General features: G+C 40.3%; 15 protein-coding genes. 7 read left to right on the top strand and 8 right to left on the bottom strand.

Translation table 11 applies throughout. From position 1 onward, the window contains the following. Position 1: 1 nt before the first annotated feature. The gene (locus tag FAX86_RS01510; RefSeq protein WP_144391568.1) at positions 2 to 784 is read left to right on the top strand and encodes a hypothetical protein; all 783 of its coding nucleotides are present in this window, start codon (positions 2 to 4) and stop codon (positions 782 to 784) included. 47 nt (positions 785 to 831) lie between these two features. On the opposite strand, the gene FAX86_RS01515 is transcribed toward FAX86_RS01510, so the two are convergent. Next, positions 832 to 2,577: a hypothetical protein gene (locus tag FAX86_RS01515; protein WP_144391569.1), complete on the bottom strand. Its 1,746-nt coding sequence runs from the start codon at positions 2,575 to 2,577 to the stop codon at positions 832 to 834. 99 nt (positions 2,578 to 2,676) lie between these two features. Here FAX86_RS01515 and FAX86_RS01520 point away from each other — a divergent pair, with 99 nt between their 5' ends. Together FAX86_RS01520 and FAX86_RS01525 are read left to right on the top strand one after the other, a co-directional pair. After that, positions 2,677 to 4,173, top strand: coding sequence for an Hsp70 family protein (locus tag FAX86_RS01520; RefSeq protein WP_144391570.1), 1,497 nt, complete (start codon positions 2,677 to 2,679; stop codon positions 4,171 to 4,173). A gap of 103 nt (positions 4,174 to 4,276) precedes the next feature. Next, positions 4,277 to 5,581 (top strand): deoxyguanosinetriphosphate triphosphohydrolase, encoded by a 1,305-nt coding sequence (locus FAX86_RS01525; protein WP_144391571.1) that lies wholly within the window; start codon positions 4,277 to 4,279, stop codon positions 5,579 to 5,581. A gap of 8 nt (positions 5,582 to 5,589) precedes the next feature. Here FAX86_RS01525 and FAX86_RS01530 read toward each other — a convergent pair whose 3' ends face one another. The 3 genes from FAX86_RS01530 to FAX86_RS01540 form a co-directional block, all read right to left on the bottom strand. Continuing rightward, positions 5,590 to 6,108: an O-acetyl-ADP-ribose deacetylase gene (locus FAX86_RS01530; RefSeq protein ID WP_144393165.1), complete on the bottom strand. Its 519-nt coding sequence runs from the start codon at positions 6,106 to 6,108 to the stop codon at positions 5,590 to 5,592. Positions 6,109 to 6,120: 12 nt separating this feature from the next. Continuing rightward, positions 6,121 to 9,069, bottom strand: a complete 2,949-nt coding sequence (locus FAX86_RS01535) for a hypothetical protein (RefSeq protein ID WP_144391572.1) — start codon at positions 9,067 to 9,069, stop codon at positions 6,121 to 6,123. Positions 9,070 to 9,418: 349 nt separating this feature from the next. Then, positions 9,419 to 11,044 carry a CocE/NonD family hydrolase gene (locus tag FAX86_RS01540; protein WP_144391573.1) on the bottom strand — a complete coding sequence of 542 codons (1,626 nt, stop codon included), beginning with the start codon at positions 11,042 to 11,044 and terminating at the stop codon, positions 9,419 to 9,421. 223 nt (positions 11,045 to 11,267) lie between these two features. Between FAX86_RS01540 and FAX86_RS01545 the strand changes: the two genes are divergently transcribed. Further along, positions 11,268 to 11,621 (top strand): DoxX family protein, encoded by a 354-nt coding sequence (locus tag FAX86_RS01545; RefSeq protein ID WP_246128474.1) that lies wholly within the window; start codon positions 11,268 to 11,270, stop codon positions 11,619 to 11,621. Positions 11,622 to 11,666: 45 nt separating this feature from the next. Beyond that, on the top strand, positions 11,667 to 13,124 hold the full coding sequence (locus FAX86_RS01550) for a sensor domain-containing diguanylate cyclase (protein ID WP_144391575.1): 1,458 nt from the start codon (positions 11,667 to 11,669) through the stop codon (positions 13,122 to 13,124). Between the two features lie 63 nt (positions 13,125 to 13,187). Here the strand turns inward: FAX86_RS01550 and FAX86_RS01555 are convergent, their stop codons facing one another. From FAX86_RS01555 to FAX86_RS01570, 4 genes are all read right to left on the bottom strand, one after another. After that, entirely contained in the window at positions 13,188 to 15,374 is a 2,187-nt protein-coding gene (locus FAX86_RS01555) for a pre-peptidase C-terminal domain-containing protein (protein WP_246128475.1), read from the bottom strand. A gap of 395 nt (positions 15,375 to 15,769) precedes the next feature. Then, positions 15,770 to 19,411: a translocation/assembly module TamB domain-containing protein gene (locus FAX86_RS01560; protein WP_144391576.1), complete on the bottom strand. Its 3,642-nt coding sequence runs from the start codon at positions 19,409 to 19,411 to the stop codon at positions 15,770 to 15,772. Beyond that, positions 19,408 to 21,168 carry an autotransporter assembly complex protein TamA gene (locus FAX86_RS01565; RefSeq protein ID WP_144391577.1) on the bottom strand — a complete coding sequence of 587 codons (1,761 nt, stop codon included), beginning with the start codon at positions 21,166 to 21,168 and terminating at the stop codon, positions 19,408 to 19,410. Before FAX86_RS01565 ends, FAX86_RS01560 begins: the two co-directional genes overlap by 4 nt. Positions 21,169 to 21,208: 40 nt before the next feature. Continuing rightward, positions 21,209 to 21,826: a glutathione S-transferase gene (locus FAX86_RS01570; RefSeq protein WP_144391578.1), complete on the bottom strand. Its 618-nt coding sequence runs from the start codon at positions 21,824 to 21,826 to the stop codon at positions 21,209 to 21,211. 173 nt (positions 21,827 to 21,999) lie between these two features. On the opposite strand from FAX86_RS01570, the gene FAX86_RS01575 reads away from it, so the two are divergent. Both FAX86_RS01575 and FAX86_RS01580 read left to right on the top strand, forming a co-directional pair. After that, positions 22,000 to 22,602: a hypothetical protein gene (locus FAX86_RS01575; protein ID WP_144391579.1), complete on the top strand. Its 603-nt coding sequence runs from the start codon at positions 22,000 to 22,002 to the stop codon at positions 22,600 to 22,602. Between the two features lie 686 nt (positions 22,603 to 23,288). Then, the gene (locus tag FAX86_RS01580) at positions 23,289 to 23,471 is read left to right on the top strand and encodes a hypothetical protein (protein ID WP_144391580.1); all 183 of its coding nucleotides are present in this window, start codon (positions 23,289 to 23,291) and stop codon (positions 23,469 to 23,471) included. Positions 23,472 to 23,528 lie beyond the last annotated feature (57 nt).

The following is a 23,528-nucleotide window of genomic DNA, read 5'->3' on the forward strand; positions in this document are numbered from 1 at the left end:
CATGAGAGTTTCTCCTTTACTAGCCGCCATCTTTAGCAGTTGTTTGATGGCGGACAATTTTATTGAACCCAAAGCGGCTTTTTTATCACGTCTTGATGATACGGCCACACCCAAAAGCGGAATTGTAATCTTAAAAATACAAGACCGCTTTTACTCGGCTCCCGGCAGTTGTTTTTCGCCCCGTGCGTTGGCTTCTCATGGCGCAGGACATATTCTTGGCTCACAAATGGTTTCTCGAGATTTGGCAGCAAATCAAAAAGGTCGTGACATTGGCGGTGATCTCGGCGGTCGTGATTTAAGTAGTGGCAATCAGGGGCGCTTAACCGGTTCTGGCTCAGCTGATCGAATGACGGGGCAAGGAGCCGATGGTGCAAACACAGGGTCACAGCAACAATCGCGTGATCTTGGAGCCGGAAAAGCACTCGGTAATCGCGGCTCAGAAATGCAAACACGATCACTCGGTGAGGGTGTCAGTGAGCGTAAGTACAGTTCTGCCGTTATGGATCGACTGACTGAATGGTATGGACTGGATCGTCTTTTGGGTTCCGATGAAATGCCATGGTTTGTTGATGGAAAAATGGTGAATCGAATCTTTGGTTCCGACTTTGCTACGCGCGAGCCCATTTGTGTACCAACATTAGATGGCTTAGGCTTTCATATTGCCGGTATAAGATTGCGTGAAGACTATCAACTCTACGTGAATGGTGTCGCCAATGATGCAACACTCGATGAAAACCGGCATTTGTACGTTGCAGCCGATTTAGCTCTTTACCTTTCTCAGTAAAGAGCTGAGTCTCACTAAAAACAAAATGTCGTTTTGCGAAAGTTAATTTAATTACAAGATTTCGCATCTCTCGCTGCAGCACAAGCTTGCTCGGCACACTCTCTTGCACGTTCCATATATTCTTTAGCAGAGTCAGCAAACATTTGCGCGTGTCGAGAACCATTTTCAGCATCGCCTGAATGGCGTAACGCTTCTTGCATGTGCTTTTCCGTTTCTTCCATATGCATGCGAGCTTGTGTTCGGTAATTGCCAGCTTGTATTTCATGATTACCGGCATCCGTTTTATATTGCTCAGCATCTTTTGCCATTTGCTCAGCTTTATTCAACGCTGTTTGTAGCTTACCTAAAATTTGTTTAATACTGGCTTCTGCATTTTTGACGGCTTCTTGAGCCTGCTTTTCAAGCTGTTGAATCGCTTGCAAATGCTTTTCCGCTTGCTGCATATAGCGTTCCGCTTGCTCAGCTTTGTCTTCAGCATCTTCAGCGGAATCACTCGCTTCTTCATAAGCTCTGTCAGCATCAATCGCACTGCTTTGAGCTCGCGCCGATGAAGCTTCAGCTTCCGATGCTTCACTGGTTGCTTGAGCCGCGGCACCACTCGCTTGCGCAGCTGAACCCGATGCTTGTGAAGCATCTGACTGAGCGCTCGACGCAGCACCGGACGCCTGACTGGCATCGGATTGGGCGCTCGATGCAGCAGAAGCGGCTTGCCCTGCTTCGCTCTCGGCCGATTGCGCACTAGACCGTGCCTGCTCTTCCGAATTCTCTGCTTGCTGAGCCGAGTCTCTCGCTTCGTTTTCGTAGTCAGCGGCATCTTCTGCCAACTGCTCACTTTTATCTCTTAAAGACTGCGTTTCTTCGGCATCATCTTCGGCTTCTTTACGCGCTTCTTCAATCGTTTCTGAATCTTCTGTTGCTTGCTTTTCCAACTCTTCAACCGACTTGGCGATCTCTTCTGAAGTTCGTTTTGATTCCTCAGCCGTCGTTGCAGACTGATTAGCAGCTTCGGCAGATTGAGTTGCATCCGTCTCTTTTTGCGAAGCTTCATTGGCTGCCGACTCAGCATCTTTTTGCGCTTGTTCTGTTTGGTTACGTGCCGCTTCTGCGTCAGAAAAAGCGCTCTGTGCATTCGAAGCAAATTCCGTGGCTTTGTTTTGCGAATCACTTGCCGCCTGAGCAGACTGTTCCGCAACCGTTGATTGTTGAGTTGCCGACTGCGCAGAACTTGTCGCCTCTTGAGACGATTGCTCAGCCGCGGTCGATGCCGCCGTTGAAAGGTCTGCATGTTGTGAAGCAACCGAAGCACTGGAAGATGCAAGATCAGCTTGTTGACTGGAAGTTTGAGCTGCAGACGCTGACACATCAGCCTGACTATTCGCATCGCTGGCTGCCGTCGCTGCAGTATTCGCAGAAGTAACTGAATCATCAGCAGATTGACTCGACCTAAGAGCCGCGTCATAACTTGTATCGGCAGACTGATCGGCAGACTGAGCTGCTTGTGTTGCAGATTGTTCGGCTTGCTTTGAACTGTACGCTGCATCGGTTGCTTCATCGGATTTTATCTGCGCATCCGATGCCGACTGAGCTGTTTGACTCGCTTGCTGATCCGCTTGTTGCGCAGCTGACTGTGCATCTGTCGCAGATTTGTCTGACTGACTCGCGTCGGTTGAGGCACTCTGCTCATGAGCTTTCGCATCTTCTGCCGCTTGCTTTGCTTTTTCCGCTTCCGCTTTTGCTGCAGCCAATTGCTGCTCAAGCTGCTCTTGGAGTGATCGATAATCTGATGACGACACGGCACATTCCTGCTAATGTTTTTAATAACTTTGCTTAAGAAAAATTAGCATATAAACCCCAAAATTGACACTTTAGGGACGTTAGCCCGGAGATTGCCGATGATTTATCTTGGAATAGATTTGGGAACCACCTACTCGCTTGCAGCCTATGTTAACGAACAAGGAATCCCTGTTCTCATTCCAGATTCAGAAAACATTGAAGAGTATCGCACACCCAGCGTTATACATATTGGTCCCGATGGCGCGTTACTCGGACAAGTTCTTACTGAATTTTTTGATGAGGAGCCTGGAGCTCATCAGGTTCGTTTTTTCAAATTAAATCTTGGTGAAACTCAATGCGTTTACCAAGACCATCAACATCGAAACTGGCGCCCCGAAGCTCTATCGGCTTTGGTTTTAAAAAAATTATTAAATGACGTCGAAAACTTTGTTCAAGAAAATATCGAAGGTGTTGTTATTACTGTTCCAGCGAACTTCAATGACAAACAACGTCGAGCAACACGCTCGGCAGCCTCACTTGCTGGAATAAAACACGTTAAGTTAGTTGAAGAACCTGTTGCTGCTGCGACTTATTACGGGATGGATATTGCTGGCGATCAAACACTGTTTGTTTACGATCTGGGAGGAGGAACCTTTGATGCTACGATCTTACAAACTGGGGAGTCTGGATTATTTGCATTAGCTACTGAGGGAAATAATCAACTGGGCGGAAAGCACGTTGATGAAATCATTATGCAAGACATTCTCGCTGAGTTTAAACGTAATTTTGGTTATCACTTAACGGAAACATCGCACCTCGTTCAACTACGTAATATGGCACACGAGATCAAACTTGAACTGGTTCAACCCAGTGTTTCGAAAGTCAATCGCACACTTGTTCTCGCCGGTGAAACTCTTGACTTTATCTTAACTCGCACAAAATTTGATTCGTTAATCGATCAATTCGTCGAAAATACATTAAGTGTTTGCCAGAGCTGTTTATCCAAAGCCGGTCTCGAATGGGAATTCATTGATCAAATACTTTTAACCGGTGGATCATCTTTGCTCCCATTAGTTTCGGAAAAACTGGCGGCGACGTGTGGAAAAAGTCGAGAAGAACTTATCTGTCGTCAACCCCATCAAGCCGTAGCTTATGGCGCCGCAGTATTGGCTCAACAATTGTATTTGGGCGCGCACAAAAAGAAAGTTCAAACCATTAGTTCTCAAGCGCTAGGTATTCGCGTCAAAAACAGCGATGGTCAACCAAGTATAAAGACATTAATTGAACAAAATACACCTTTACCTGCTCAAGAGAAACTTACCTTCTATACCAATCGAGCTGATCAAAAACGATTAATTATCGAGGTGGTTCAAACACAGGGAGTGACAGAAGAGAGTCTTGGCTACTTTGCCTTTGCGATAGAAAAACCAAGACTTAATTATCCCATTGATATACTTCTTTCATACGACATTGAAGGAATTGTCACGGTTACTGCAACCGATCCCGAAACAGGACATGAATTTCAGCAAGTCATGGATGATGCAGTCGAAGCACTCGACAACCAATTACTCGAGCAACAAAAGTGGGTTAGAGACATACGCATTAATTACCAGTAATCCAAATGCGACTACAATAAAGAACATCTCATTATGTCAATAAGTTGCATTTCTTCATTGGAGTTATTAGGCTTAGAATAGAATCCTAAGCTTGGATCGAATAATGGACTGGAATAAATTACTATCCACTCAGCGTCTTGATACTCAGGGATCTGCTAAACCCGAAGACGTACGTAACGACTTTCACAAAGATTACGATAGAATTATATTCTCCCCTGCTTTTCGTCGTATGGGCCGTAAAACTCAAGTTCATCCATTAGTTAATCACGATCATGTTCATACTCGCCTGACACACTCTCTTGAAGTCGCTAGTGTGGGTCGCAGTCTCGGTATCAAAATTGGAAACTATTTACTGTCTAAAAAAGTATTGCCCGAGCTTTTATCACCTCATGATGTGGGAGCGATTGTTCAAGCGGCTTGCCTGGCTCACGATATCGGAAACCCACCTTTCGGACATGCCGGAGAATTCGCTATACGACAATGGTTTCAAGACAATACTGAAAAACTTAAATTAGAAACATTGCGTGAAAGAAATGATCTGGAAATATTTGAAGGTAATGCTCAAGGATTTAGAGTTGTCGCCACAGTCGAGAATAATTTCAATGAAGGAGGCATGCGCTTAACCTGCGCAACCCTAGGAACGATTGTCAAATACCCCTGGTTTTCCGATTACAAAACTGCAATTGATTACGGTAAATATAATTTTTTTCAGTCGGAAGAAGCATCTGTAAAGTCCGTATACGAAACATTGGGTATCGAAGAAGTCGCAGGGCGTTATGCTCGTCATCCCCTGTCTTATCTTATGGAAGCTGCTGACGATATTTGCTACAAAATTCTCGACATTGAAGATGCCCTTGAACTCGAAATGCTTCGCTTTGACGATATCGAAACCATTTTTCAAGATCTTGCAGGTCCGCTAAAGCAATCGAGTGTTGCAAATGAGTTAAATTATCGCCGCAGAATTTCGCCAATGAGAGCAAATGCCATTGATAATTTGGTTAATCAATGTGAGCAAATTTTTATTGATAACTACAATGCAATTATTAACGGTCAGTTCACATCGGAATTGCTTAGAGAGTTAAGAGGAAAAGAAGGCGCTGCACTCAAAGAAGCCAAACAGATTACCGAAGAAAATATTTTCTTAAATAAAAGAAAAATTGAGCTAGAACTAGGTGCCTACACGACCTTAGAAACCATTCTTAATCCTTTTGTTCATGCCATTAATGAACTCAAGGAAGGCAAAGTTTCTTTTAAATCGAAACGCGTTTTAGATTTAATGGGTGCTCAGAAATTCAACCCTGAAGAAAGCTATCATGATTGCTATTTGCGCATTACAGACATTGTTTCTGGAATGACCGATCATCATGCCACCTACGTTGCCAATCAGTTATCGGGACACGCATTGTAAAACAGTTTCTAAGAAAACTGACTTTCAATTTCTTTCTTGTAAACAGAAGCCGTTTTGGCGTCAAAACAACAAAAGGTTACCTGAATTGATAGCGGACTGTTTTGTAAAAATTGGGCAACCTGCTCAACAGCAATTGACACAGCAAGCTCCAACGGAAATCGATACGCACCACAGCTAATGACAGGGAAGGCGATAGACCGAATATCGTTCTCTTCTGCCAACGCCATACAACGCTGATAACAGGAAGCCAGTAATTCTTGCTCATTTTTATCACCGCCATCCCAAACAGGTCCAACCGTATGAATAATAAAAGACGCCGGTAGATTGTAACCTTGAGTTAACTTGGCATCTCCCGTATTACAACCACCCAGTGTTCGACAATGCTCTAATAATTCAGGCCCGGCGGCTCTATGAATCGCGCCATCAACTCCGCCTCCACCACACAAAGTTCGATTGGCAGCATTCACAATGGCATCAACCGGTAAATGCGTAATATCGCCAATCGCTGTTTTTAGTCTGTCTTTCACTTTAACCAAGAATTAAATCATAAAAGTTTCTGAATTTTTTCCCTTGCCAACCGATAGGCTAGCGACGATATGTGGCGCGGTACCACCAATAACATCAGAGATTAATAATAAAAATATTAAGTTCATTCTCTGTAACTTATCATTAAACAACATTTCAACAACGCCACTCACGCTCGTCAAGTCATCAATATTGTCATTGACTTCCTGGCTTAGCTTTCTAACTGGCTTGAGAAACTTGCTATCCACAATATTATCATCCGTTGATTCAACCAAATCCTTTATTTCTTTAAATAACCGATCCAAATTACCCGACAGTTCGACAAACTCACGCGCGTATTTATGAGTTTTAATAATCAACTTAATGACATCGTATAATCCCGAACTCGTATCAGAACTAACAATGGTAATATCTTCTCGATTATTTTGGGTGAAGTACTCGGCTGCCTGTTTGGGAAAGTTTTTCCGTCCAATTTTCTTTATAAACTCATAAGTGTCGTTGGTATATTTAAATGAGTTCCTCATTTGATAGAAGTAACTTGCGTATTTATCGTAATCAAAAAAGACATCCAATGCTCTGTCACAAGCCATTTCATACGCTCGCTGCTCTGAAAGGTTGGATACTTTGTTGAAAAATGAGGATGGCAACATAAAGTTAAGCCTAAGAACTGCGTATAAATCTGGCTTTTTCACTTTCGAATAAAGCTCCAGAGCACGCTTTGTTGTTCCTTTTGCAATCAACTTCCCTTCGCCAACATCTTCGATATTTGACAGAAAGGTTTGTAACTCACCTGACTTTAATGACTCATCGGTTAATGTGTATCCCAACCCGCCAATCATTGGTAATTCAGATTGCTTTGCCGCTTGCACCAAGTTGGTTGTATTGAATAATGTCAACTTTCTACTTTCATTAAATCCTTGCGAAGCCTCCTCAAACGTCCCTTTCAAAGAGCCAAATGTTAGCTGACCATTTTGATTGATTGTGGTTTCAATTTCTGAAATTCGTTTTTTATTATGATACAACTTGAAATTAGGAAGTTGGATGCCGATACTGGTGGACTCTGCTTCTTGTTGCCACTGCTCGAACGTTCCTTCGATACTGATAACCGACGTATCACCCGCAGCTTGCAGTGCCCGCGCTTGAGTTAAAGCATCACCAACATTTCCCAACATCATGTCGCGGTAAATTTTTGCAACCTGATTTTCCGAACTTTCATTGTCGAGTAACACAATCTTCAATAAAGCATTGGATTTACTTTGCAGGCTTCTTGAATATTGTAACTGCAAAGCGAGCTGAAACTCAGCTGTCTTTTTGGCAGCATTTAAAAGTCGCTGCCGTAATGTTTGATAGTCTTCTAAAAACGTTAACAGCTTGTTAACTAATATGTTTGCTGACTGATTAACAGATGCCGCCAACTCGTCGACATTTTCACCAATCGTCGCCAGAGGTGCCAACCAGTCCTTTACTTGCTCTTCCGACTGACTGTTTAGAGCTTGTACTTCTTGCTCTATATTCGATTTAACTTCTTCTTTCTTCTTATCTATAAACTCAGTAACTGTACTATTCAATTGAGGAACAATAAAATCTCTCAATCCACCTGGAATTTTTAAGTCCGATAATAATCTTGAGACGTAACTTTCTGCATCTTTTGATGCCGAACTTATCCAGTTGTTTATGGACTCATTAGCACTTTCAAGCTCTTGATTAATTTGCTCTAAAATAAATTCAGATGTTTGGTCTCGTTGTCCTTTACCAAAAAGGTCATCCACTAATGACTGCCATAATTCAGAGGAGTCGAAATACTCCTTCAGCTTTTCTACGCAAGTTTCTTGTAAGCTATCACCTAGATCAGACCACTGACTTAATCTGGCTTTCCACTCATCACTATACGGTAAATAAGCATCGACTAACGCAACACCAAGTTCATCGAGTCCACTCGTTTTAATACTTGCAGATAGGGCCATTTGGCTTTCAGTATCTTTTATATTCTGGCTTTCAATTGTTATTTCAAGCGCATTGGAACCGCTTCTTGAAACGCGAGAAATATACTGTTCCTTTAACTGTGCTCGATATTTTGCGGTCGCACCGAGTGTTACACTTGCATTTACGCTGTATTTTTTATTGTTAACATCAAACGAAGAAAATACCGGCGCAGTTCTTCCTGCACTTAAAGAGCCTGATAGTGCAATGCCGTTAAGGTGCCGTACTTCAATACTTCTCAACCCTTGAAAATCGTCTGTTGAAGCACTTGATGAGCTAACCAATGTTTTAGCAGAACGCTCAAGATCATAAAACTTGGCATGACTGTCTTTAAGTGCTGTAAGAACATTCCCTGTTGACGATAACATTGAATCACTACCGTCAAACTGAAATAAATAGTTTACATCTATTTCAAGAGATGCACTGTTATCGGACTCCAAAGACAGCTTTGGTGTCGCAACTTTTGTCGATAACTCGGCTTGAGAGCTTAATCCGAATCCAACACAATAGCTGAAGTCGCTCTCAGGTAAGCTCATGCCATATCGTTGAAGACTATTCTCTTGGTTAACCACATTTATTGTTAGCTCCGGCTTAACTTCTCCCCGAATGTACACCGGAATTCCACCTATAGATGGACTCTTAATACTTTCTTTCGATAATTGCCAGGTACGTTCAGCCAAATGACTCGACGCATACCGAGAAACAGAAGGAAATTTTAACTGACCATTTTCGAAAACAATCCCCCAACTCTCAAGCTCTTTAATTTGTTCCTCGAATTTAGTTTTAATCGTTGCTTCGGCGAGTACTCCAGCGATCTCTTGCCATAATTCACTATCTTCTTGCGAATCGCCGGAAGATACACGCATTAATATCTCAAACACCTTTTTGGTTGGCAGATTATATTTCTTCGCCCATCCATCAACATATTCAAAAATATCTACATCAGGAATTATATCCAGCTCTTGTAATAATTCGATACTCATGTTCCCGCTCCTTTCGGCCAGCAAAATTAAAAAATCCAATGGTCAACTGATCAGTTAATCTTTCAATATATAGATTATACCTCAGTCTAATCAAAGCTCAGGTACGCCTCTATTATTGAAGTGAGATATTTTGCGTGTTTTTAAATTAAAATAATAAAAGTTTTGCGAGACACTCTTTCAAACGTTGCCTTTATTCCGAGAACCGATAAAGAAGTATATGTGAAACGAAGGTTACGTTTGTTGGATAGATAATCGGTAAATATTAGTTAGGAAAGATTTGAAACGCCTCAATCAATTTCAAAGAGGCGTACATTTCATTTTCTTATTGCGCTACTTTTAAGAGTCTTTCTTACTCTTCTACAGGCAGTGTTAGCATTGAGTTTAATCCCGACTTAAATTTAAACTCTAAAGAGTAAGGCAGTAACGTGGGAACTGCATACAATGCATCAAAGGTATCAATGGCTAATGCAACTCGATGGCCTCTTGGAATATCGTAAGCCGTAGCAACCAATTCCCAATTAACTTTCTGAGTTCGATTGGCCTCAGCATCGTAACGAGTTACTGGTCCGTGAGTTATTAGAGTGCCGACACCATTTGGGTCAACATCGTACAAATACGCATTTAATTGAAATTGTCTCAAAGAGGGCTTCACATTAACGGTTACTTCTGGAATACCTCGAATTCTTAGCCTTTCATCTAAAACCTCAGATTTGAAGAAAATTCCATTAGTACTGTTAATTGACCTTAAAGGTGTTTTTACCGGAAAGTTTAAATGTGCTTCTAATATTTCAGATAGAAACGGAATACCAGTAGAGGCTCGTGTATCGAATCCGCTGAGTATACGGTTTGATTTCATCCACCAAGAGTCATAAGTGGATGTACGTAGTCGACCATCAGAGAGCATACTTCTTGGCTCCAAAAAGAACTTTCTTTCTTGGCCATTAATCGTAGGCCAGCTCGAATACTCAACTCGTTCTTTAGTCCCGGTCACCTGCATGGTTACTGGGTTTTGAGACATAATTCCATTCTCTTCACCTTTCAACCAATAATCAAACCAGAGCCGAGCGTTATTCCAAGTATAATTCTCTAAACTGACTAACCCAAAACCCTCTGCACTAGCATGAGACCCTTGATTTAAATCCAGTCGCTTTGGAACCGTCAAGTCTTCAAATAGGCGTAATATATTATTAGGCTGAAATAAATTATCACCAAAGTTATTCGCTAAATAAACGGGAGCATTTCGTTCATTAATTAGATGAACCCAGTGACTCACCGATCGTTCATTTGCCCACTCTCGTGTCTCAGGTATATTTCTTCGCATCAGTAAATTGAAATAGCTTTCAGCAATTTCGGGATCTAAGTCTGCCGTGATAAAACCACTGCTTACTAAAAAAAATCCCCAAAATAAACGAGCCGTATCATGTTGATAAAGAGAGTCGACTAAAGATCCCCAAGTGCTCATTGCGACGGCTGTTTTAATTTGAGGTACTTTAGCTAGTCCCATCAAACTAATACCAGAGCCGTAAGATATCCCACCGATTCCAATGTTGTTCATATCGACTTCGGTATTCGCATCTAACCATTCAACAATTCTTGAAAGGTCTGCCATGTCCTTCTCACCAGCAACGTCTACTTCGCCATCAGAACATCCCCAACCTCGAGCGCTGTAACTCAATACCAGGTAGCCGTTCTTGGCAAACTCTTTAGCCTGAAAAATATATTCATGTTCTTCAAGCACCCAACTGTTGACAAATATGATTGCCGGAAAACCTGCTTCGGGCTTATTCTTTGTTGGAGTAAAAAGATTTGCAGCTATGTTTGAGCCATCAAAAGATGGAATTGAAATATCGTCTTCAAAAATAAAATCGCCAGTAGGTATGTTGGGTAATTGAATGCAAATTTTTGCATTCGCAATCGATGCAAAAAGCATCATCAGCATACCTATCCATAAATGTATCTTGCTGTTTTTGATCATAACTATGTCCTGTCTCGTAATTATTAATTTGTAGTCTGACCTGACTGGTACGACCTACAACCAGTAGCGTTTTACAATGTGGTACTAAGATCTAAAGTACGCAAACAAATTATTGAGATAAATTTTTTAGCTGCATAGACTGGGGCTTTCGAGCTTCCTGCTCGCATTTTTTGATGCACTACACCATAATAAAATGATAAAAAACTTAACAAGAGAGATCGTTTTGAAACCTCTTATTTACATTTTAGGTTTGATATATACAGCCTCAGGATGCGCAAAGTTGCTTGGACTTGGGTTCGAATTAGAAGCGTTTGCAAGATGGGGCTATCCAATCTACTTCATGTATTTCATTGGAGTTTGTGAAGTTTTGGGAGGACTCGCACTCATTATAAACATTCTGAGACATCTAGCCGCATTGGGTCTATCTTTATTAATGTGCGGTGCACTAATAACTCATGCCATCAACAGCGAATGGGTTATGCTCCTGGTTGCTACCATAATTTTAGTATTAACCTCATGGCTCACTGCGACGCTTTGGAAAACCGTTTTTAAAGGTGCAGAAAAACCAGAAATATAATATCTGCCCGATTTAAACGAGCTGTCAACTCAACTGAAACGACTTATGTTTTATCATAAAAAAAGACTGATTTTTACAATAAGTTTATTACTGATTCTTGGCTTCTTAATTACAAGCTTATCGACTTATTATGTCTCTCTTGTCGCTTTACGGGCGCAAATCACCAACAATGAACTTCCTATCACGAGTGATACCATTCAGTCTGAATTTCAAAAGGACTTATTAAAACCGCAATATATTGCGTCCATTATGGCCAATGATACCTTTCTTATCGACTGGGTAATTGATGGTGAAAAGTCATCAAAGAAAATGCATGACTACTTAAGACGTATTCAAAACACCTATGGCACAGTATCCAGCTTCTTTGTATCGGTTAATACCAATCGTTACTATCATCCATCAGGTGTTATTCAACATGTTAGCGAAAACAATCCCATCGACGCCTGGTACTTTCGATTTATCAATACTAACAATGCTTATGAGCTTAATATAAACAACGACTCCAACAACAAAAATAAGTTAACTGTTTTTGTAAACTATAAAGTTTATGATGTTAACAACAATTTCATAGGAGTAACTGGCGTTGGTGTCTCCATCGAAAACATAGAAGAACTTCTTATCAATTATAAACGCCGTTACCGGCAGAGTATTTATGTGACCGACCCTCGCGGTGCAATTCAGTTAAGCAGTTCTCCGGAGCAAACATTAAATAAAAATATTTTTGAATTGACAAAAAACCAGCTTAACGCAACGGTATTAATGCAACGCGCTGGAAAGCAGTTGTCATACACAAAAGAAGGGAATCGTTATCATGCGAACATTCGATACTTACCACAGTTCGACTGGTTTTTGGTTGTCGAGCAATCAGAAAGTCTGATTGAAGATGAATTGTTTAATACGCTACTTATCAATTTGCTCATTTATCTTGTGATTGCCATATTTGTTGTGCTTAGCACCAATTTTGTGATAACGACTTATCAGCGTCGCTTAGAGAAAATGGCCGTCACCGACAAACTTACGGGCATATACAATCGACAGGCTTTCGATCTTCTAATCGAACAAAAAATTGAAGAGTGTCGCCGTGATCATTTATCCATGTGTGTTGCTATTTTGGATATTGATCACTTTAAGAAGATCAATGACCAATACGGACATTTAGCGGGTGATAAAGTTATTCAAGCACTGGCAGAAAAAATGAATAAAAATATTAGAGAGTCGGACATCATTTCTCGCTGGGGTGGTGAAGAGTTTGTTTTAATGTTGAATGGCTGTTCACTGGATAAAGGAAAAGTTATTGTTGAAAAACTAAGATTATCTCTTAAAGAACTGGTCATAGAATATCAGGGAAAAACGATCACTTTTACCTCCAGTGTCGGACTGACAGAGTTACTCAAAGATGATACGAAAGACTCTCTCATTCAGCGAGCCGATGATGCTCTCTACAAAGCAAAGTCAAATGGAAGAGATCAATTACAAGTAGGCACCGGAGAAGTCAGAAGTTAACAAAAGGCTATTCTAATCGACTTTTACCAAAGTGACGCTTCCCTGCGTCAAATTTGAATACGCCTAGTTAGCTTCACCACTCAGGGTGACGCCCGAATAATTTCGATAGGCGCGAATACTAAAATACCAAGTTCCCGCTTGAGGATTGTTGATACGACAAGTTTCATTATTCCCGTTAAGATAAGGCCGACAAACATAACTTGATGTTGTTGGCTCAGATCCAAAACGCAAATACATGTCGGCATCACCCGTCCCACCCGAAAGTCGACCGACTAATTCCGTCATATTCTCAGGTACTTCTAACGTATAATGACGCCAGCTGCCACGGCTTCCTGACAAGTTAGTTTCGGTGAAACTAACGCCATCATTTCCACCACCATCTTCAGTGTAGTCAGCGACTAATTCAACGCCTTCAAATGCATTATAGGCTTTTATCATCACATAATATCGGCCCGTTTGTGCATTACTGAAATTACACACTTCGTCGTTACCACCAATGTAAGGTCGGCAATCGTATTCATTAAGTGTTGGTGGCTCACCAAACATAACGTACAAATCTGCGTCACCCGAACCTTCAGACATGGTAAATGAAACAGAACGAGCATTTTCTGGAACATCAAAATTAAAATACAATGCCTGATCACTCGCAGCAGATAGGTTACCCGCCGGAACACCTTTTTCTAATTGACCATCATTAACGTTACTGACAGAAACTTGCTGAGTGTTTGAGTCAGTGTTTCCATCATTGTCTGTCACTGTGAGTGAAACGTTATAATCACCGGCTTGATTGTATGTATGTACAGGGTTCGACGCGGTACTAGAAGAACCATCTCCGAAACTCCATTGATAGGATACGATCGTGCCATCACTATCATCACTCGTATCAGTGAAAGTAACTTCTAATGCGTCAGCAGAATAATTGAAGCTTGCAATAGGTTCACCTGTAGGCGGCAAGTTGTCACCGGTAGGAATTTGATTGTTAAAATGCGTAGCAACTTGAGGCCAAATTCGATTGATTAACACACCTTGATTGGTACATCCTCCAAAGTGATGAAGCGCAATAACTTTATTAGTGCTTGAAGCAAGAACAGGCGAACCAGAACTTCCTCCTGTCGTATCACAGTAATACCCCATATCGGTGTTATTACCACGACCATTGACTTCAGGCTCATCAACGCGACAGATTCCCCCGATATTTTGATCACTCTCAATCGATAATTCTTTTGGATTGCCACTACCATGCTGAGCAATATAAATAGCCTCATTTAACTCTGCATTTCTTACATCTAAACCAAAGTAACCAAAAGACTCTACTGAAGGAAAATTATTAATAGTAAACAGCGTATAATCTAATTCATAGTCAGTGGCCAATATTGATGCTCCCGTTACAATAACAGTATCTTCGATCGAGCCTCCACCACAACCCGAGCGTTGATAGTTAAACCACACTTCGGTGTTTTGGAGAGTCGAAGTCGATGAGACACAATGATTGTTTGTAAACATGCGGTTGTCATCACCAACGCGCCACCCCGTACATAATCCAGAACCATTCATTAACAAACGAGCAACCGGTCGAGTTCTCTCGAACTCAGTTGGATGTGAATCAGCCCAACACTGAACGTCTCTCCGCTCGTTAACACCACAAGTCGATAATGGTTGAGTACCATTATTTTCCTGGTTATACATCCATTCGTTTAATTCGTCCTGCGGAAGCCCCTGCATGAATGAATCGATTTCGACGTAATAGGACTGCTCTGAAAGGCTAGCTGCTTCAATTTCAACAACAACAGCATCGCCAATAATAGAAAGAGCAGAAAAAGAACTTGAACCGTCATCGCCAGGGTTCAATGTGTAAAGAGAAGGATTTGTCCCACCATATTGATGAATTTGTGAGCCAGAAGGATTGCTGACTTTAATGACCGCACCTGATGGAACTGAAATCTTATTAAAATGCAATTTAATAAAGCTGGCGCCAGGTCGTTTGATGACTATTTTATTGGGGCTAGTAACATCAAATGCAGACGATGCCCGCTTTAGCTGTCCTTTGTTAGCAATTAACGCACGATAGCTTATCGGCTTTGCAACCTGAACAACGGATTGTGTTATTTTTTGCTTCGTTTTCTTATTGGTCGCTTCAGTCGTTAAGTTTTTAGCTTTGACGACTTCATTTGCGCTACTTTCAGAGTAACTACTCGATAAGTAAGAACTAAAAAATAGGAATAACATAATGTAAAAAATGGATCGCTTCATAACTCTGCCTCTTCAGTGATATTTTTATAACAACTTAGAGAGTTGCTTTATTATTTAAGTCTAATGACTTAAGTTTTTTTGTTTTATGATGTCAAAATCAGACGTACATTCGAGATGAACTCGTGAATACATTTTGAGCATCATTACTCACGTTATACTTGAGGCGAATTTTTTTCCATTTTTTGAATTAAATTTTAATCACATTTTATAAATATATCTCCAATATTGATTATGAGAAAGGTACGGTTTTTCTCAAGATTTAATAAATCAATAATAGCTGTGTCACTTATCCTTATTTAAATATTTTAATCTCAATTTTAATTAAACCTTAAAAAATTTACTTTTATTTAAAATAAAAAATAATCATATTCATTAATTAGTACAAGTGTACACAGTTACTGCTCATCATTTTTTTGGTCTTCATTTGGCTCATTTGATTGAGTGGTCGAATCAAACTGTTTCTTATACGATAGTGAGGCACTCATCTCCTGGCCACTAATTGCTTCAAATGAAAGATTCGGCGTTAGTTTATATTCAATAATCCATCCCGCTTGAAATTCATTAGTTGAGTCAATCGTTGTTCCATATCCAACACTTAGCTTATCGTTAACTTGTGTTGCAATATCAATTCGTGAGCTGTCAGCTTCCATTTTACTTGAAATTTGAATATTTTTGATTCCCAGAGCATCGCCAACCTTTTGCGCAACTCGATTCGCACCTTCAACACCTAAACTGATAGCTGCATTGGCCAAAGCATTGCCTTCTGACTCAGATAATGACTCAATGGATCGCCCCGTCACTAATAGCGCAAGGATATTTTCTTCAGCCATTGGTGGTTCCGAATACAAAGTCAACTTTGGGTTTGCCAAAGAGCCATCTGCAATAACGCCAACTTTCAAATCATCAACGGTTCGCGTTGCTTTAAATTGAATTCCGGGATTTTCGAGTGAACCTAGAAATAATAACTGCCCTTCTTCAATCGTTAATACTTGTTTATAAGCTTCGAACTTACCTGACTTTAACAACAACTCACCCGTCAGTTGAACACTCTTCTTTTGTTGAGCTAACAGGTCGAGGTTTCCAACTAGCTGGCTGCTTAGACCAAACCCAGAGAAATAGACTTCTCGACCCGTTTTGATATTCAAGTCAATGAGATACTGTGTGGTGCTTTGCTCTTTGTTGATATCACCAATTAATACTTCATCGTCAGATACTGTGACACTCTTTCTTGGTAATTTCTTTAACTTTATGTCGGCTTCATCGAGAATTATATCACCCGTTAGTTTATACAGATTATCAATAAAGCTTGCTTTTAATATCGGAGTTACAACGATTTTTCCACTATTATCGTCGAGTATCTTCAACTTCTCACCCGTGATATCAGCAATAAATTGCATTGTCGGAAAAAGCTCGACTTCCCCTTTTAAAGTTAAGAATCCTGCTTTATTACTTAGTTTTCCATTAACAAAGGTTTTATTATTCTTAGAGTTCAAAGATAATTGCGAGTCTTGAATATCCAAACCAATCTCTTCCATCACCAGTTTATTCACATTCACTTCACCATTGCCATTCAAATTAAAACGATTAAACTGACCATCAATGGATAACTGGTGCTGCCAATCAATATCAACTTTATCGACTCGAGTTTGCCATTTTTTCAACCACTCAAAGTCAGATATCTTGATATCCGCACTTCCAGAAAACTGACTGTTCGAACGAATAGGCCAGTCAAGCTTCCACTGAGAGTTGATTCTATCTTGGTCTTTTAAATCGATAGCAAGAGATACATCAGCGACACTTTTATTCAGCTTTGCATCAAGCTGTAGGTTGGATATGCCTAACTCGGTCGCTGGCGCTATTGTATTAGCCAGCTTATTATCTTCTTTAGTGTATGCACGAGGCAGTTGGAGCCTTATTCCAGACTGAGCGAGCGCTAACTGCCAACGATCGAGCGTATAATACTTTAAACTGATGGCGCCTTGGGGGGATATCAGCTTAGATTGGGTTTGTGGTAGATTAAATTCTTGCTCATGTGCTTTCCAATCAATTCGAATGCTGTTGTCTTCTTTACTTTTTATCGTTGGTGACAACCAGGAAGCAGACCAATAATCTTGTCGAACCGAAAGTTCATTCGCTTTTAGATCAAGTTTAAAAGTATCAATAACATTTTGACGACCACCCAAGTCGACATCACCACTCAAATATCCAGACAGCTCAGCGTTCCAACTTGGAGCTAATTCACTTATCAACTCACTCACGCGATTAAGATTAATATTTTTTAACTCGCCTTTAACTTTCCACTGTTCGAAATTAGACTGTCCCGTTAAACAAACGCTTCCTATCTCTGAAAGACACGCTTCAGAGAAATTGATGTTACTTTCAAAGTATTGAATAGAATTCGCAGTGAAGCGAAATGGCTTTTGCGAGTTAACATCGACATCGATATTGGTTAATGAAATACCGTCTATAGATGATAACTGACCAGGATAGTTGAAAACCATAGAAAAAGGATAATCCAAAAACTTTCCACGAGCATTCAGCTTTTGTTGTTCACCGACTTGAAGAACCTGTATCAAGGAATCGGATAACGTATAATCCTGATAGTTAAATTGTTTGGCCGATAGAGTACCGCTCAATGACTCAGTAAGAGTGATATGCCAATTAAGGTCAGTAGTAGAAAAGGACTGAAAATGAAACTTTGGCAGGTTACCTTGAGAATCAATAAGCCACTGACCATCTTTGAGTTGCCCGGTGGCTTTAACACGACTGCTCGGTGCTAACATAGGATGCTTTAATGCGCTGTCTGGAACTAAACTTAACTCCATAAAAGCAGATATAATCTTATCAATGCCAATATCAGCAGACGCATGTGCTTTCCCTTTCAATCCCAGAATAGAAAAATCTTGAGTGCTAGCATTCAACTGGTTATCGATAACTGATAACTCAACATTAATTTCAAACTGTTTATTCGCGGCTATATTAAACTCATCGAAAGTCTTTAGAGCAGAGTTAAGAAACTGGCCAGATAAGTTTGTTTTCAGTTGAGAGTCTTGTGCCCAATTGGTAACTGAATTTATGTTCAACTCTGAATTAAGCGTACTGTATTCAACTTCATTTGAGCTGAGCTTCGTTTTCAGTGTTGAAGTAAGTTGAGGCCAAACTAAATCGACAACTATTTCAGTCGGTTTAAGCATAGGTTCATTCAGTGGCGACGCTAATTCAAACTTCTCTAATACCGGAACCAAAGACTGCTCTTCTAAATGCCATAAAAAGTTTGTTAAGTTTAATTGAGGAAAAAGAGAAAAATCTCCATCAAATCGAGAATTAAGCCACCCCACTGTTGTTCCTGTTAAGGTGTTTTCATTATTGAGTGAGCCTTTTGAACTCATTCTAAAATGCAAGTCTTCAATGTGCCAGTCGAGGACTAATTTATGTTTCCATTGATTGAGGGTATCAACGGATGCTTTTAATTTAATTCGACTATTCGCTACTCTCGAACGAAGCTCTTTCAATTTGATTTGGCTTTGCTTTACGGTTAATGACTTTATCTCTGTTGTCTTTATTTGCAATAAGGATTGAGTTGAAGCTTGTTTGACTTCCGATATTGTCAAAAGATTAACGTTTAACTGTTGGACATCCAAAGAAAAAGGCAACTCGATTTCGGGTAGTGCCGACAAGGTATCATCTTGATTGATATCCTCAGCCTGAGACTTTAAGTACACGTCGACATTTTCCAACTCTATGGAGTTACATCTAAAAAAACCCACTAAAAAATCAAACCAATGACAATCGAGTTGAACCGACTTTCCCTCGAATGACCAACCATTATCTTGCCAACGGAGGGCTTGTAAAGTGATTGAATCATTTAATGTACCATCTAACTTCTCCCAAGTAAGATTTTCGGGAATCCAAGGTTCGGCTCGCTTTATTGCCCACTGCAGTCCTGAAGAACTGAAATACACCCAGGTTGACACACTTACTAAAGAAGTAAGTATGATTAAAATAACGATTAAAGTGGGCTTTAAAATAAACTTCATAAATCAGGCCCAATGGTAATATGCCAACGCCATTCTTTTGGATCATCCAATCCTCGAGCAACATCGAAACGAATGGCTCCAACGGGTGTTACCCATCGAATTCCCATTCCCACAGAGCGGCTTAGCTCATAATCACTTTTATGGTTAAATGCATCGCCGGCATCGGTGAATAAAGCCCAGCGCCAATTATCTTTAAACTCCCAATCAATCTCGGCGGACTGGGTGAGTAGGTAACGACCACCAATTATATTTCCATCACCATCTCTTGGCGCTAGCGATTGATACTCATATCCTCTGACAGAAGTATCACCACCAGCAAAAAATCGATAGGTAGTTGGCATTTGATTAATAAACTTATCCAATTCCATATCCGTTATTCCTGATTGAAAACGCCATAGAAAGCGCCAGTCTTCATTGAACGAATATATCCATTTTATTTTTTGTTCCCATTGTATAAATTGTAAATCAGGATCACTGATTCTCTCGTCACTCAATCGAATAACAGAATGCCAATGCCAACCGTTCTTAACTCGGAAAGGATCTTTTAGACTGTAATAATCGACTTGCCAGGAAGGTACGAGGTATTCTAAATAGCTTTCAATAACATCATTCGAAGATATTTCTTCTGCGGCTATCGTTGCCGCCCATTGAAATGACCAGTAATCATTTAACTTATCAACCCATCGAGATTCAATAGAAGTAATTTTACTGCGCGCAATATCTTCATTTTTGAGACGATAACTAAACCGGTTAATCCACTCGTCCCCCAGTTCCATTAAGGGGATACGATACTGAAAATCGATACCAGAAGAAATTTCGCTCAGCTCCAAACTGGCAATATAATTATGCCCGCTATCATTTACTCTTCTGTCGCGCCAACTCAATCCTAATCGACCGCCTGAATCCGTCCCATAACCAACCGAGGTTTTTAACTCATATTTTTCACGATCTTGAAGTTCAATTTTAACATCCACTTTTTTTCGTTCAGTATCGGGAACTCGCTTTATACTAACGTATGAAAAATACCCTGAACGATTCAGAGCCTGTTGTGCTTTTATGACATCCGCCTGATCGTAAAAATCGGTAGTACTTAAATTATAAAATCTCTTTAAAAACGAACTTGATAATTCACTACCCTTTATCGCAATCTCTCCAAACTGATAACGCGGTCCTAATACAATCGACCAATTTAAATGAGCTTCATGTTTGTCGGGATCAACAACTAACTCAGAAGTTTCAAAATTAGCTTCAAAGTAACCCAGCTCCAAAATTCGCGATTGAAGTCGAGTTTTTAATGCCGCGTAGTCACCGTGATTAAGCTTATCGCCGCGGTGAAATGAATATTCGTTTAACTCGTCTTCCAGTAAAGAGGCACCGATTCCTTCTCCCATTAGTTTTAGATTGATACTCGCCCAACGAATCGGTAAGCCAACATCAACGGTTAAATTCCACTGCTCATGGCCTCCTGACAAAGTTAAGTTAGGTGAATAATACCCGAGTGCTTTAAGTGCAGCCCGCACATTTCTTAAAATGTATTCATTCGAACGCGGGAAACCAAGTATCGACAGAGGAACCTTACCTTCATTAAGCTCCAGATGCGCAACAATATTATCTTTAACAGGTCCATCAACACCTTCAATAATTAAGGGTGAGCCAGCAGAAAACAGCGACATACTGAAGGTAAAAAAATAAAATACAATGATGGTTTTTAACAATTTAAGCAACTCAATTAACAGCACAAATAACAATGCGAGCATTCCAATATTTGTCTTGAGAATCCCGCATCATCTTTCAAAACTACCGTCTATTACTGTAGTAGTTGGCAATAGGCGAATACGCCATTAGACGCTCGCGATGCCGTTCAAGTTCCGGAGCAATACGCGAAACTGAATCGGTTGGAACATACTCTAAATGTCCAGAACGGAGAGAGTTAGTCCAAACCAATACTTTTAAATCGGCAATGGTTAAAGAGTCTCCCACAAAAAAGTCGCCTCCATTTTCTTTCAACCGGCTTTCAGCCCAGCGTAAGTAACGAGTGAACGGCCCTTCTACCAATGCTTCTCGCTTAGCTTTTAAATCATCGCCTTGCAGTCCAAATGTTCGCACTAAGTGATTCGTCACATCTTCCAGAGCTTCAATAATTTCGTCACATAAGAGTGCAAGATAAAGATCGTTAGGATAGAGACCGGTTTGTTTGCCGACGAAACGGCAAATGGCATTGCATTGAGTAATTGCCTTTCCATCAAGTTCAAGTACTGGTACTTGTTTTAGAGGTAACGATTGTCGAACCTCCGCAAAGTCAGACAGCGGGAATCGATCATCTTCAAACTCTATTCCTCCGATATGCAACGCCAATCGAATGGGCTCGCCGCGACCACCATCGACATCAAAATACGTTAATTTCAACTGGGACATTTTCTTTTCCTTTTAAGCGCCATATTCTCATTTAGAGATTTCTGCTTTGTTAGATTGGATTTCTAGATTACCTTGCAAATTCTAAAGGCCTAAAGGTTCTTTTAACACCTCTCTTTTTCACAAAATCAATGAATGCTATTCTTAGCTCTAAACGAGCGAAAGGAACAGAAAATATGCAAAAGAAATGCATTGGATGTAAGCGAGAAATATCTTGGGGCAACAGTTCCTGCCCCTTTTGTGGCGCGGCTCAGAGTCGACTTCGACATTATGGTTCGAGTCTTGCGTTGGCAATTATCGTACTGGCAGCCCTTGGTTGGGTGAGCCACAAAAGCTTTCAATCATTACTTGAACAGTCGAAGCAACAACTACTAGAAAACAATCAACAGCAAGTGACCGCCGCTAATGAGCGAATTCAAGCGCTCGTTAATCAGATAGCAGAACTGGAGAGCCAACTTAAATCGGCTCAACAAAATAACCAACAGCTAAAAGAGAATCAGTCCGCTAAATCGGATGAGCGTCAATCAGAGATCCAAACGCTTAAATCACAACTGGCATCCGCTCAAAAAGAAACCGAAAAGCAAGAAGGCAGAGCCAGCTGGTTAGGAAGAGAAAACAATCGACTAAAAAGCGAGCTAAATTCACTCAAATCAGAATTGGCCGCGTTAAAAACAAGTAATGAAAGCCAATCGTCCAATAGCCAAAGTTTACTCCCCGCCGATCCTCCAACCGTAGAAACAACGCCTGAATCGTCGGACGACGAAACAAACAATCGTTAAATCGTCTTATGATGGGATAGTTCACTTGTTTTAGGATGAAATACAATAGACATTCGGCCAAAGAATGCGCTTTTAAAACTTTGTTGATTCATTGTTGCCTTTTTATAGAAAAGGCAACAATCAACTTGTTTATTAATTGAATAAAAAGCAATCACTTCTCAGAACATTATTAAATAAATTGTACACTTTTTAACTGTGAATTATTTACATCAAAAAATACACTTTTTAATCACCAATAATTTACAAAATATTATTTGCATCTTTGATTTGAAAAACTAGTCCCATTTCTATAAAAATTTAAAAACTAATTATTCTTTTTAAATATTGACATAACATCTTGAAATTTGAGATGAATCACCAAGTTGGCAGAAAATTGCTAATGATTCGACAGTATGTTTATAGCAGTAAAACACAATTCATATTATCGGAATGGACACACTCTCCAGTGTGTAAAATTTAATAAGATTAAAATATGTCAAGCACTGTTAATAATTGTCCAATAGAATTGGCTAACGAACTAAGTGGTCCGACATAGCTTTGTTTGATCTAAATTTGGTTTATGTGTAACCTTGCCGCCGCTTTATTGCTCTTTGGTCAATGCAATGGGTTGGGCATACCAACCAAGAGAAACGAGGAAACTCGTGTCGGTTTTCCGACTCGTACCTTTACAATAATGGAGATTAACCATGAGAGAACTTAACCAACAAGAAATTAACTGGGTTGCCGGTGGTTGTGGTGGAGCTGATGAAGAAGGTGAATACAGCCCAAATGGCGACGTAATTGTAAAGCCTGAAGACGGTCCCGAAACTGGCATTGGTGGTAAAGAAGAAACGATCAATGATTGGTTAAACTGGCTTTTTGGCTTGTAAGACATACTAAGAAATTAAAAAGTAGCGGACTTCACAAGTCCGCGCCATATTCACACA

Origin of the sequence: Pleionea sediminis, assembly GCF_007570825.1 — a bacterium.
GTDB lineage: Bacteria > Pseudomonadota > Gammaproteobacteria > Enterobacterales > Kangiellaceae > Pleionea > Pleionea sediminis.